Source organism: Synechococcus sp. HJ21-Hayes (genome assembly GCF_024345835.1).
GTDB lineage: Bacteria > Cyanobacteriota > Cyanobacteriia > PCC-6307 > Cyanobiaceae > Vulcanococcus.
The window spans coordinates 11,986-24,782 of the sequence record NZ_JAGQBW010000010.1 but is presented as its reverse complement, the minus strand read 5'-3'; the positions used below and the strand labels follow the sequence as shown (position 1 = coordinate 24,782).

The window sequence follows — 12,797 nt, the reverse complement described above, 5'->3', positions numbered from 1 at the left end:
TACAGCCACCATGCAACGATCCAGGACACAGACTAGTTTCAATGGAGCTTTTTAGCCTTTCAAACACTGTCATGCCCGGACATTACAGGCGCCGCAACCACCGAGACGAACTGCGCAAGCCCATTGCCAGCTTCTTTGGTGATGTCCAAAGCACAAATAGAAGCCTGATAACTGGGTTGGCTGCCATCGGAATATTTCTTGTTCTTGGCGAAGCTCCCGCCAATAGTAGCGAAACAACCTATACCTGTATCAACAATTCTGATGGCACATCCACTTGCGTAAGCAATAACTCGAGCCAGGAGCTGAACTGCACCATATCTGGCGGCGGGGTTCGCACCTGCATCGACAAGTATTCCAATCAACGGCTCAATTGCATCGTCAGCAGCGATAGCACCGTCAGCTGCCGGGATGCAGACACCAATGAAAAGCTCGAATGCGTTGGACTTGGGTTCGGGGAAAACGCTTGCCGGACAGGCAATGACAAGGGCAGGCCTGGTGAAGTGATCACAGATCCAAGCCTGTTTAATTTACCCCAGACCAATCCAAACCAAAACGTGATCCCGTCTTTCCCTGATATCATTGAACTTCCGAGTGCATTCTAAGCATTGCTAATACCAGGAAGGTAACTCGGAATGCCGCCTGATTGGACGTCTAAACAAACCAGGCAACCCAGAACTATTGCCCAATAACAGCGTTCCAATCTCACCGATTGTGCTCCATTGGCCGGTACCAGCCAATGGACTAACTCTGGCCAAGATCAACAGTGGTGCAGCCACCACTGGAGAGAGGATTCACAAGCGTTCTCAGCAAGCGAGGAAACGCTGGCATGAGTGACGACGTCACCCAATCCACTGGCAGCCGCAACAGCAGCAGAGGGCACGTGATGGCCATCACTTCTGATCACACTGGCGGTGGAGCACTCCCAGTGGCTTGTGGTGGCAGAGCAGGAGAAGACCTTCAACTCCGCCTATCCCGGCTCCATGCTGTGGTGGCTGGACGACGACATCGACCTCTGCCGGCAGATGGTGTCCCGCTTGCGCAGCAGCGGTTGGCAGGTGCGGACGTTCCATCGCCCCGAACAGATGCTGGCCGCACTGCAGGACGGCCGACCCGATCTGCTGGTGCTCGATCAACGGCTGCCCGACCACCTCGGCACTGATCTGCTCCACGATCTGCGTCGGGCAGGCCAGAGCTTTCCCGTGCTGATGCTCTCCGCCATGGGGGCCGCCGCTGATCGCATCCATGGCCTGGAACAAGGCGCCCAGGACTACCTGGTGAAACCCTTCCATGCCCGCGAAATGTTGCTGCGCTGCGAACAGCTGTTGCGGATCAGCCAACGCCTGGCCGTGTCCCCCTCGCAGCAGGAACAGCAGATCGTGCTCGGGGACGTAGCGTTTCACCCCCACGAGGGTTCCCTGCGCAAAGCCGGCGCCCCCAGCGTGACGCTGAGCCGGGGGGAGCGGATCCTGCTGCTGGCCCTCTGCCGGGCCCCTGGCCGCGTGTTGACCCGCGAGCAACTGGCCCTGGCCAGTGGCAGCCTCACCCCGGTGAGCAGCAGCCGCAGCATCGACATGCGGCTCTCCAGGCTGCGGCGCCTGCTGGAGCAGGCCTCCGGCGGGTCCCTGCAGATCGAAACGGTGCGGGCCCATGGCTATGCGCTCCGCATCGAAGCCGGCAGCGATGGGCAGCCCAGCGAGGGGGCGCCCCGATGAAACGGGCCGTTCTATTCAGTAGCCGCGATCGCCGCGAACTGCTGATCGCCTGCGCGCTCGGCATGACCTTTGCCTTACTGCTGCTGCTCCTGGCGCTGCTGCTCCTGCAACGCAGTGGCCTGAGCCTGGTGGCCACCAGCGGGGCACTGCTGGTGGTACTTGCCATCGTGCTCGGCGGGCTTATGGGGGTTGTGACCTTCCTGCAGCGGGAGCTGTGGCAACCGCTCAACCAACTGCTCAAAGCCCTGCCCCGGCGGCCTAGCCAGGAGGTCAGCCTGGTGCTCGACGGCGGCATCGCTCCGCTCCAGCTGCTCTCCCACCGCATCAACGGCCTGCTGCATCAGATGCAATGCGCCGCAGCCAACCGGCAGCGCCAATTCGATGATCTGGCCCACGACATCCGGGGACCCCTGACCCGGCTGTTGCTGCGGGTGGAGACCCTGCGGGACCAGGACACCCATGATCCCGAACTCGTAGCCGGCCTGGAAGCCGATCTCGAGGCCCTGGTGGCCCTGGATCAGGAGCTGGGGGAAATCGGCGAACAGGGGATCAGCCCCCCTCCGCGCGAACGGCTGCCCCTGGAGCGGTTCTGCCGGGAAATCGCCAGAAGTTACGGGCCGCGGCTGGTGGTGGTGGAGATCCCGGCAACCCTCAGCGGCTGGGTGGATCGTCGGCTCCTGCAGCGCACCCTCCACAACCTGATCGAGAACGCCCTGGAGCATGGAGGCGCACCGGTGCGGATCACGGCGCGTCCCAGCGGCCCTGGCACGGTGATCCAGCTGGATGACACGGGTAAGGCGGGGCTGGCCTCACCCCTAAGCGTTCCCCTGCTGCCACCACCGCACCATGGATTGGGATTGGCCATCGCCCGCAGTTTCTGCCGCAGCCATGGGGGTGAGCTCCAGGTGGGGACCTCCCCCCAGGGTGGCTGGCAGGTACAGCTCAGGCTGGGGCCTGCTTCTCCTCAGGAGCCCGGCCAGTGAGCCATCCACCTCGGCGCCACACGGACCCGAACGCCCTCGAGCACCTGGTGGCCCGCTGGCGCCAGGCGGGCGATCACTACGCCCATGGGCTCCTGCATCAGCCCATCCCCACGGACCCGGAGGCCCGCTCACGGGCCGTGGAGCTCCTGCTGAACCTGGGCGCCTGGCCGCAGGCCCGAGCCCTGGTGCTCTCCTGGCTGCTGGAATGGTTGGCCAACCTGCCTGAACGGGGTAAACCCGACCCACAGCCGAGTGAGGCGTTGTGGCGCTGCCTGGCCGACGTGTGCGAGCGCAGCCAAGACGGCCAGCTGCTGGAGTTGTTCTGGCAGGGCCTAGAGCAGTTGCGACCGCAAGCGGCCCCAGCGGGGGTGCTGCCCCTGGTGGGGGTGCCAATCCTCAATGGAGAGGAGCATCTGCACAACCTGCTGGCCAGCCTGGACGTGCCAATTGACGTGCTGGCGATCGTGGATCAGAGCGGGGGCCGCAACGACCCGCAGGCCCTGCAGCTGCGCCACACGCTGCGGAAGATGGAACGGGAGGGCATGCCAGGGATCGGCCAGATCCGCGTGGCCAGGCCCTTTGCCAATGCTGGGGTGGCAGCAGCCTGGAATCAGATCCTGCTCAGCTTTCCCCAGGCCGCCATGGCCCTGATCGTGAACCACGATGTGGTGTTTCCCCCGGGACTGCTGGCGGAGGTTGTGGCGCAGCTGAATCCCGATCAACCGCAATACCTGGCCCTGTTCCCGGGAGATCGCGCCTTCTCCGCGTTTGTGCTCACCGCCCTGGCCTGGGATGCCGTGGGTCGCTTCGATGAGCGCTACTACCCCGCCTACTGCGAAGACCTCGACTACCGCGACCGCCTGCTGGCGACCCCCAGCGTGCAACGCCTCAACGGCAGCTTTGCCCATGGGCGGATGCTGGCCCAAAACCCCCTGCAGAGCCGCACCCTGGCCGCCGACCCTGGCCTGGCGCAACAGAACAAGCGCAGCTTTCAGCTCAACCGCCTCTGGTATTTCTTCCGGCGCCGCGGACCGGGAAGTGCCTGGCTGGCCTCGGGCCTCTGGCGGCAGCGCTGGCTCGGCGAGTGGGAATGAGGAGGGGGGCAGCAGCCGCCACGGCCGAGCGCCATGCATAGGCTCCGGCCATCGGCAGCCTGGACCAAGGGCCATGGCGGAGGGACAGCCAGATCCCCAGCAATCGCAGTCCTGGCTGATCCAGGCCCAGGCCCTGCTGCAGCAGGCTGAGCAAGGGGGCGCCGCCAGCCGCCTGCGCCGGGCCCGCCAAACCCTGGGCCAGGCCCATAACCTGGGCCTCTCCTCTGCGGCCATCGAGCAGCTGGGCCTGGAGAGTGGCCTGCTGGCCCTGGGCCGGGCCCTGGAGGCCACAGGCCTGAACCGCGCAGCCCAACACTGCCGTGAGCGGGTCACCGCAAGCCAGGCCATGACCTCGCTCCCGACAACGGGCCTGGACGCCCTGAATCGCTGGGTCTACCCCCGGTCCGTGCGTCGCTACCAACTCGACATTCTTGAGGGGCGGCCCCTGGAGCTGCAGCTGGATGGGAACACCTATCAACTGCAGCACTGCCAGGCGGATGCCGATCGCAACCACCTGCTGCTGCAACGCCGCAACGACCAGAGCCTGTGGTGGTGGTCATCCGGGGAATGCGGCGATGGCTACCGGCTGTCAGCGCAACCGCTCAAGCCCGCGCCACCGGCTGAAGCCCAGCCGCGCTCTGGCGAACGGGCAGTGGTGCGGGCCGGTGATAGCAACGTTGCCCATTTCCTCTGGAACGAGCTGGATCCACTGCTGCGGCTGCTGCAAGCGGGCACCGGCCTGGAGCTGCTGCAGGACAACGACACCGTGCTGAACCTGGCCCAGTTGGAGGGGGTGAGCCTGGTAGAGCCCGATCGGATTGGCCAGCGTCCCAGCGTGCGCTTGGGCGGCACGCTGGTGACGTCACAGGCCCGCGCCACCGTGATCGAGGCCCTCGCCAGGGAAGCGCCGCCAGCCCTGCCGCCTGATCGGCCCCGACCCTTGATCCTGCTGGGCATCCGCGGACCAGGACGGCGGGAGCTGCGCAATGAAGTGGCCTATTTCCGAGGCTTAATTACAGCGCTGATGCACCATTTTCAGCGGCCGTTGATCCTGCTGGACGGATTCACCTATCAACACAACAATCGTGATCAGCCGCAAGCACAACTGCGGGAGCAGGCCTGCACCACCCGAGTGCTAGAAATCATGGAATCCTGCCCCCAGGCGCAACTGGAGATGCTCTCCGGGCTGGAGTTTGCCGCCTGGCTGCAGCGCACGGAAGGGTTGCGCTTTTATGTGACCCATGAAGGCACGATGCAGCACAAGCTGGGTTGGCTGCAACCGCAGATTCCAGGACTGTGCCTGGTGGGATCCCCCCATGCGGAAGCCATCGCCCGCTGGCATCGCCAACAATGCGAAGGCGCAGGACTGCTCGCCACCCTGCCCACGGATCTCTATGCACAGGACGCGGCAGCAGCATCCCTGCCCAAGGGGGAACAGCACAATCTCCCATTTGAGATTGTGAATATCGAACGGGCCATCACCCTCACCATGGCCCTGATCAGATCCCAACTGGAGATACCAACGGGAGGCCCCACAGACCCGTAGCGATTCCAACGCAAGCCTGGGGCAGCACTGCCGCAGAAAGTGATTCACTTCCAGCATCTTTCCAGACTGAGATGCCGGGGGAAAGCAACAGGAGCTCAGGCTGATGGCACCGCAATGGTTTTATATCTTTGGCTACTACGGATCAAAAAATGCCGGCGATGAGGCCTTTCGCCTTGCCTTTCAGCAGTTGCTGCCCGCCAGCGCGGAATTGCGCTTCATCCGGCCATCACAGCTCGCCGAGAATCGATCCCTAGCCAGTGAGATTGAACAGGACGTGGCCGGCGGGCGGGCCCGCTTGATCGTGGGCGGCGGCGCCATCATCGGCGAACCCTACTTCTGGGCCCACATCCCAGCCCGGACGCCTTTCCATATCATCAGCGCCGACATTGGCTCCCAAGAGCATCTCCTGAGCAGCTACACCCCCACCCTTGCGCAGATGCGCCAATCCTGGATTCGCAGCGAATCTGACGCCGTGCAACTACGCCGGCTCACGCCATCAGATCGAAACATCCACTACCTGCCGGACATCGTTCACGCCCTAGGCGCCACTCCAGCAGAGCGGCAAGCCATCAGCGAACTGGATCCAAATATCCGCAATAAACAACTGCACGAGCGGATGGGAGGGCACTGCGAGAACACCATGCCAGCGGGCCAGCTGCGCAACAAAAACATGGCCATCTTTCTGTCCGATCACTACTACGATTACAAAACAATCCGCAGCTCATGCGTTCTCGAAGGCATTGAACGCGAAGCCGCCGACAAGCTCTACCTACGCAACTTAAGACTCGCCCTCGACGAGATCACGCCCTACTACAACCTCTACTTCTTCAGCTTGAGCTACTGGTACAATTCTATTGACGCTTATGTGGGATACAGGCTGGCCAAAGCATCCAACCAGGCCCCTCTCTACAACATCGTATCTCACTACATGGAACCGGATATCATCATGGCGCTGATGCCCTACTTTGACACCGCCATCTCAATGAAATTCCACGGCCTAATTTTCCCGATGACGGCCCATGTACCAGTCATGAATCTGGGCAGCTCCAAGAAGAACCGCGACCTTGCCCAGCAGATGGGGCTGATTTCCGTAAACCCGGAGGAGCTCACCACCGAGACCTTCCTGGCAGCACTCAAACAGGTGGAATCCGTGGAATATTCCACCTCGTTGGCCGAAACACAACGGCTGGCCAAGGAAGCGATTCATACCGCATTCAGCGCTCCAAATCTATGGGACTAGGGGAACAAAGCTCAGGCCATCATCGATCAAGGCCATCAGGTCGGCCATGGCTAGGGCAAGCACACAGGTACGGCAATCAAACAGATTGAAGAACAGCCTCACCTCATCACCCTGCACCAATACACTACTCACATAGCAAACTCCTGGATTTTTACGGAAGCCGGGATCATGGGCCATGGCCTGGGTATTCACCGAGAGAATCGGCTCACGGCTGATCTGCTGAGGCTCCAGGGTATCGGTCGAAAGCAGAATCAGATATTGATCGTAGATGTAGGAGTGCTTACGGCGGCGATGCACCACAAGCCCAAGCCCGCGATCGCCATTCCGATCGTGAAGCGCAAAGGGGTGTGCACTGTTGCGCAGCGGCCCCTGAAGCCCCTCTGGCAGGGCGAGCGGCTGATGATGCATCAGCTGCCAATGCCGCTGAATGCCATCAGCCTGAAACACCCGCCAGGGTTGCACCGAATAGAATAGAAACAACTGTTGATCGCGCCGGTGGATCAGCCAGTTCTTCTCAAAACCGCTGGGTAGCAGAGTGGCAGCGGATTCCGGCTCAGCGGGGACCTCCAGCAAGGGTAAACGCTCAAACACCAGAACTCCCCACTCTAGATCCAGCCGTCCTAGGGCCTGAACCACCAACATGTCGTCGATGGTGTTGTTGGCAGCAGCCTCAGCCGAGATCTCCGGCAGCCACGCCCGATAGCGAGAGCGCGACAGAATCAGGGCACCAATCGCATAGATGGCCTCCCCAATGGCGAACAGGCGCAGGTCTTCGATCTTGCACTCACTGGGATAGCCGCTGTAGCGCAGAGGAGCGATCTGTAACGCCTCTGAGGCTGCAGATCGGCTGGGATCCCCACGCTCCCAGGCCAGAAAGTTGAGGGATGGGTGGCGGGCCACATCCGCACTGCGGCCCGACCAGCTATCGAAGTTGCGCTCATAGCGCCATGTGGATAGCAACCCCCGGGAGGTGGCCAGGACCGACTGATTCATGACCCCCGAGGGGCCATGGCCTGAGAAGCCATGGACGCGGGCATAGCGATCAGCGAGGTGGTGACAGGGGGTGAGCGAAAAGGCCGCCAGCTGGCTCCGCACTAGCAGACCCTCCACCAGGCAATGCCGCCATGAGGTGGAGGTGAGCAAACCCGATGCCCGCTCAGCCCCCTGTAACGACACCTGCAACGGTGAGGTGAGGGGCCGGTGCTGGAAGGCCCCATCGCCGAGACGGTAATCGGCTGGATCACGGAACAGCAGAGAGGAGAGGCTGTCCACCAGTGGCGCAAAGCAGAGGCGGCGCGAGCGCAGCTCAGACATTGAAACCAGGGGCTCCGGGCTCAGCAACAGATAGGGCTCCAGTCCGCGGTTGAGCGAGAACGGCACTGGCTTCCCCCCATCGAAGTAGGTGGAACAGCTGTGGTGCCCCTGCTTGGACAGGGACACCTTGCGGGTGCCGAGCGGGGCACAGATCACGGCCTGGGGATCCGGATGCAGCCGTGCCAGCAGCGGCAGCACCCGGGCCACCAGGCTGCAGAGGCAACTGGCGCTGGCGATGGTGATGTGAGGGTGGGGCACGAGCACGTACACATGTCGGCCTTGGAGGTGCTGCTGGGGATCGGGGCGCAGGTGCCAGAGATCCCCAACCACAGACTCCAACCCAAGGAAGGCGGCCGGAGACCGTTCCGGTTCAGTCGAGCTCTCCACGGCAACACCGAAGTAGTCGGCTAACTGATGGCCAAAACAGGCCAGCTCCACCTCGCCGGAGGCCATCAAGCGAGCCGTGGCATGGAGTGCCTCGGATTCCTGGATCTCCCGATCGAGGCCATGGCGCAACCAGAAGGCCTGGCTGCGGTGGTCGTAGATGGCCTCCAGGGCACAGAGAAAGCGATAGCGCAGCTGTAGATCGGTCACCGCCGTCATCAGGATGGGGCGATCAGGCAACAGCACCAGGGCCTTGTAGAACGCAGTGGCCAGCTGATCCCCCAGCCCAGCCGCCACCTCCTGCTCCAGGGCAGTGCGGCCGATGGTTTGCAAGCCGTCATCGAGGAGCTGGGCCGCCAGGGCGGTGAAACGATCCGAGCGGCCAATGAGCTCCACCAGATCGGAGCCAAGGGGAGCCAACGGCTCCCCGGGACGAAGAATCACAGCGATGGCACCAGGTGAAATCTGAAATCCCGCCAGACCGTGATGTGCTCGTCACCGAACACCACACCCGGCCGCTGAGGCAAGAGGTCGTGCAGATCCCCATGCTGCGGGCTCCGATTCGGCAGGGCCTCCAGCTGCTGCTGAAGTGCCGCATAGAGGTTGGCGCTCAGCTGGGGTTCCACTAGCCAGGGAATGCGCCAGCGCAGCAGTTCCTGCAGCTGATGCACCTGGCCCCAATGGACGCTGGACTTCGGGTAGGAATGATGGAGATAGGCCATCAGGATCCGAACCATCTTGCGCCGTTCTTTATTCAGAAACCGCAGCACAGCAGCGGTGAGATCATTGCGGTTGTGGGCGATCGTGTCCGGATGCACCAAATCGAACACACGCAGGTCGTTGCTACGACAAAGATCTGGAACCAGTTGCACCAAGGCGATGGCAATCAGGTGATACACGGCAGCCAGCACCACCACTTGGTGCTCCAGGGTGTCCGAGCCGGCCAGCGGTAGGGCCTGATAGGCGAAGTCGATCCAGTCGCGGCGGCGCAGGGCGGCCACGCTGGTCCAGTAGCGAAACCAGGCGTTGGCTGGATCCCGCTCCAGAGCTCGGGCGAAGGCGGCATAGCCACTGGCCCCACCCATCTCCGCCAGCAAGCCCGAAAGGCCATGGGCCCAGGCTCCATCGGCATCCAGACCCTGCAGGCGGCCCAGGGCCTTGGCCAGCCCCTCGACATCACCGGCACGGTGGGCCTCCAGTCCCTGCTCCAGCACCTCGGCCTGGTGATCGCGTGGAACAGCTTGCGGGGCGGCGATGGGATCGTCGAATAACCCATCCAGATCCGAGAGCAGCCAGCCTCCGCCCGTGGATTGGATGAAGTCAATCAATGCTTGCCAGCTCTGGGCATCCGCGGGGTGCAGCAGCAGGGCGCGCCTTAAGCGGGCAAGACCGGGAGAGATATCCATGACTAGCGCAGAAAATCGGCCACCAAAACCCCCGGCAGATCAGCTCCGAGCACGCCATGCTTCCAGCTGCTGATCAAGTGGATCACCACGGCCGAGAAACCAATCGTGGAAGCCAAATCGAGAATCTCCCAGCCAGGGATCTGATACACCAGAGACCCACGGGTCGGCCGAATGGGGTCACCGTGATATTCCGGCTCTCCTCGGAACAATGCGGCTTGGTGTTGCCCCTTGTATTCCGCCTTGATCATACTTTCCTGCTGACCAAAAGCCATCGGAAACGTAGACAACAATCGCCCGCCAGGCTTCAAAACCCGGTGCACTTCTTCAATGGCCTTAGGGAGGTCATAGACATGCTCAAAGACGTCGTTGCAGATCACCAGATCAAAGCTATCTGGGCCATAGGTGAGTGCACAGAGATTCTGATGCAGAGCCTGGTCTGAGGGCACAATTTCTGCATCCTGAAGAAAGTCGCTGAGCTCCAGGCTGTGGGGCAAGTAGTGGCCCAGCCAGCGCACAAATCCCGTGGAGGTTTCCGGCAGATAGACCCGTTTTTGCCGCAGGCTGATCTGGCTCTCCCCGAGATACTCCAGTACGCGGGTGATGGCGCGATGGCGGGATAGGCACTCCGCCGCCACAATTGACTCCCGCAGATTGGTACGACCGATCTGAATCCAGCGGGGTTCGATCTGCCGGCCACTCAGCGGTTCGATCAACCCCAGCAGGGCCACACAGGTGGCAGCGGCATCCCGATGGCGCCCCAGCTGCATCAGCCCCGGCAAGGCCACCGCAAACGCTTCAAAACTGCTGAACTGGCGGTGGTCGTCATGCAGCTGCAGCAGCTCTTTCCGCAGCACTGGTGCGGGCCTTTCGCGTTGCGGGGACGACGGCGCAGCCATGGCTTCAGGCTGAGTCGCTTACCCAGCCTTGACATCCCCCTGCAGCAGCCCTTCAGCTGATGCGCCGCCAGCGGTCGCTGCGGCGTTGCCCGCAACGCCAGTGCTGGCTGACCGGCTGCTCGATGCCAAAGCGGGCGTGGAGGCTCGCGCCGATGGCCACACAACTGGCCCCGTAGCGATCCCGCACGGCTTGGCAGAGCGGTAGGTCGTAAGCGCCGGCTGAGCAAAGAAACACGCTGAAAGGGCGCTGCCGGGCCACCACCTCGATCGCCTCCAAGCAAGCGGCCAAGCTCGCCTCAAACCCCCGGTGGGGCCGTTCGGGATAGAAGGAGGCTGGAGCCGCCACACAGCGCAGCCCGTAAGGGGCAATCGCCAAATCCACAAACAAGGCGAAGGCATTCCCACTGCGGTGCTGCTCCTCCACCAGGGCCGCCAAGGGGCTGACCACCACCACCTCCTGACCAGCGAGCAGTTGATAGAACCCCTCGTCCTCAGGTCCCACCACCAGGTCCGGCAGGCGGCTGTGCTCCCGCACAAGCCCCTGTAGCACCGCCCACCAGGAGCCCATGGGCTGGTGCAGATCCAACAGCCACTGGGATTGGGCCAACAGGGCCAGGCACGAATCAGCCCAGGCGCGCAGGCTGGCCAGGGGATCCGACGTGGCGGCATAGAAGCCCTCCTCCACGTGCAAGGCACACAGCGCCTGCACCGCCGCCCAGCCATCGGGATCGCGGCTGGCGGCGGCCTGCGCCATAAAGGCGGGATCGTGGTGATGACGGCGGATCAAGGCCAGGGCCTGCTCTAAGCGCTCGCGGTCCAGCAACCAAGAGCGCAAGCCAGCCAGCTGCACAGGGGAGGGCTGCACGAGACAACACCCCGGCTCCAGCCGGGCCGGCGGCCAGCCAGGCGGAATCTGGAGGGCACCGAGCACTCCCGGGCCACCCCAGCGCTGCCACAGGCCCTGGGCCGCGGCCAGCACCCGGCAGTCCAGCCCGGTGAGGGAACCACCGGCGCTCCAGAGCTGGCGAAGTGAGCTGAGCAAGCTGGCAGCAGGCTGCCGCAGACGCCAGCCGTGGCCGCGGCCAGCCGCTGCCAGGGGCTCAAAAAAAGCCGCCAGCACCGGCTCTAACTGCGGGAGATCGCTGCCACAGTCCGGCACCACCGCGGCCAGGTTGAGGGCCAGCTGGCCCGGGCTGTGGGGCAGGGGCCGTGCCCCGGGGATCCACACCAGGTCCAGCTCCACGGCCGGTTCCGAGGCGGGGTGATCGTCCAGCCAATCGCGCACGAGGGCCCTGATCTGGTCGGGTTCCACCGCAACGCCACGCGGCTGCTCCTGCAGGGAGGCCACGTCCCAGGGGTCGATGGCCTCGGCATTCAGAGCCAAGCAACCCTCCGCCAAGGCCAGGGCGTCCTGCACCTGCAGGCGGGTCTGAGGGTTGTCCACAAGGCTCCCCAAGGGGGCCAGAACAACCACCAGGGCCTGGAGATCGGCGGCGGGATGGCTGCTCTGGTCCAGGTCTGCCAGCAGGCTCAGAACCGCCAGCTCCAAGCGTGCCTGGAGCCCCTCCGGCACAGGCTGGAACTGCGCCAGCCGCAACAGCAGGGCGAGGCCCTGGCGGCGGCATTCCCCATCGGCCTGTTGCAACAGGGCCAGGGCTCCACGCCGCAGCAGCCCTTCCTCCACCACAGCGAACCAAGCCGGCAGCGGCCCGCCAAGGCCACGGATCGCCAGCAGCAGTTCCGCGGCGAGGCCATGGACCTCGGCGTTCTCCCGCGGTGAGGCCGGCGGCCGCCATTGGCGATGGGTGAGGGCCTGATCCAGGCGGGCCAGCATCTGGATCAGGCCCTCCATGAGCCGCACCATCGCCGCCGGGGCGGCCGCGGGCCGTAGCGCCAACAGCTGGCCGTGGTGCTCCAGCGCCGCCTGCCATGCCCCGCGGCCCTCCTGCCAGGAGCCGCGTTCCAGGCTGTGGCACCCCTGCAGGGGTTCCTGTTCACACAGGGCCGCCAGCAAGGCCACGCGGCATGCGTCCTGGGCACTGCTGTCGCTGGGGCCGAGGTCCGCCAGCAAACGGCGCCACAGCTCCAACTGGGCCTGAGCCGGCAAGGCCAGCTCCAGCAGGGTGTCCAGCGACACCCAGATCCCAAGCTCGGGCTCGCCTCCGAGGGGTCGATGTCGCACCGCTTCTACGCCCTTCATTGCGCGCACCTGCATCAGGAGG

The 12,797-nt window shown here is 63.7% G+C and carries 10 protein-coding genes; 6 read left to right on the top strand and 4 right to left on the bottom strand.

The features are described 5' to 3' along the window. Positions 1-71 precede the first annotated feature (71 nt). The 6 genes from KBZ14_RS09225 (at position 72) to KBZ14_RS09200 (ending at position 6,575) form a co-directional block, all read left to right on the top strand. The gene (locus KBZ14_RS09225; RefSeq protein ID WP_255118035.1) at positions 72-602 is read left to right on the top strand and encodes a hypothetical protein; all 531 of its coding nucleotides are present in this window, start codon (positions 72-74) and stop codon (positions 600-602) included. Positions 603-911: 309 nt separating this feature from the next. Further along, positions 912-1,712 (top strand): response regulator transcription factor, encoded by an 801-nt coding sequence (locus KBZ14_RS09220; protein ID WP_255118034.1) that lies wholly within the window; start codon positions 912-914, stop codon positions 1,710-1,712. Next, a complete protein-coding gene (locus KBZ14_RS09215) occupies positions 1,709-2,695 on the top strand; it encodes a sensor histidine kinase (RefSeq protein WP_255118033.1) in 987 nt (328 codons plus the stop codon). Before KBZ14_RS09220 ends, KBZ14_RS09215 begins: the two co-directional genes overlap by 4 nt. Beyond that, a complete protein-coding gene (locus KBZ14_RS09210) occupies positions 2,692-3,789 on the top strand; it encodes a glycosyltransferase family 2 protein (RefSeq protein WP_255118032.1) in 1,098 nt (365 codons plus the stop codon). The genes KBZ14_RS09215 and KBZ14_RS09210 overlap by 4 nt, the downstream gene beginning before the upstream one ends. A 73-nt stretch (positions 3,790-3,862) precedes the next feature. Then, a complete protein-coding gene (locus tag KBZ14_RS09205; protein WP_255118031.1) occupies positions 3,863-5,335 on the top strand; it encodes a hypothetical protein in 1,473 nt (490 codons plus the stop codon). A 103-nt stretch (positions 5,336-5,438) separates the two neighbouring features. After that, a complete protein-coding gene (locus KBZ14_RS09200; protein ID WP_255118030.1) occupies positions 5,439-6,575 on the top strand; it encodes a polysaccharide pyruvyl transferase family protein in 1,137 nt (378 codons plus the stop codon). On the opposite strand, the gene KBZ14_RS09195 is transcribed toward KBZ14_RS09200, so the two are convergent. The 4 genes from KBZ14_RS09195 to KBZ14_RS15750 are packed head-to-tail and all read right to left on the bottom strand — an operon-like array spanning position 6,564 to position 12,790. Further along, positions 6,564-8,717 (bottom strand): hypothetical protein, encoded by a 2,154-nt coding sequence (locus tag KBZ14_RS09195; RefSeq protein WP_255118029.1) that lies wholly within the window; start codon positions 8,715-8,717, stop codon positions 6,564-6,566. The two genes, KBZ14_RS09200 and KBZ14_RS09195, sit on opposite strands and share 12 nt — an antisense overlap. Beyond that, a complete protein-coding gene (locus KBZ14_RS09190) occupies positions 8,714-9,679 on the bottom strand; it encodes a hypothetical protein (RefSeq protein ID WP_255118028.1) in 966 nt (321 codons plus the stop codon). The genes KBZ14_RS09195 and KBZ14_RS09190 overlap by 4 nt, the downstream gene beginning before the upstream one ends. A 2-nt stretch (positions 9,680-9,681) precedes the next feature. Next, positions 9,682-10,575, bottom strand: a complete 894-nt coding sequence (locus KBZ14_RS09185; protein WP_255118027.1) for a class I SAM-dependent methyltransferase — start codon at positions 10,573-10,575, stop codon at positions 9,682-9,684. 52 nt (positions 10,576-10,627) lie between these two features. Further along, positions 10,628-12,790, bottom strand: a complete 2,163-nt coding sequence (locus tag KBZ14_RS15750; protein WP_261348965.1) for a hypothetical protein — start codon at positions 12,788-12,790, stop codon at positions 10,628-10,630. Positions 12,791-12,797 lie beyond the last annotated feature (7 nt).

Excerpts from the sequence above, each read along its gene's own strand:
- KBZ14_RS09225 (WP_255118035.1), top strand. The coding sequence starts at position 72 with ATGCCCGGACATTACAGGCGCCGCAACCACCGAGACGAACTGCGCAAG.
- KBZ14_RS09215 (WP_255118033.1), top strand. The coding sequence starts at position 1,709 with ATGAAACGGGCCGTTCTATTCAGTAGCCGCGATCGCCGCGAACTGCTG.
- KBZ14_RS09205 (WP_255118031.1), top strand. The coding sequence starts at position 3,863 with ATGGCGGAGGGACAGCCAGATCCCCAGCAATCGCAGTCCTGGCTGATC.
- KBZ14_RS09200 (WP_255118030.1), top strand. The coding sequence starts at position 5,439 with ATGGCACCGCAATGGTTTTATATCTTTGGCTACTACGGATCAAAAAAT.
- KBZ14_RS09190 (WP_255118028.1), bottom strand. The coding sequence starts at position 9,679 with ATGGATATCTCTCCCGGTCTTGCCCGCTTAAGGCGCGCCCTGCTGCTG.
- KBZ14_RS09185 (WP_255118027.1), bottom strand. The coding sequence starts at position 10,575 with ATGGCTGCGCCGTCGTCCCCGCAACGCGAAAGGCCCGCACCAGTGCTG.
- KBZ14_RS15750 (WP_261348965.1), bottom strand. The coding sequence starts at position 12,790 with ATGCAGGTGCGCGCAATGAAGGGCGTAGAAGCGGTGCGACATCGACCC.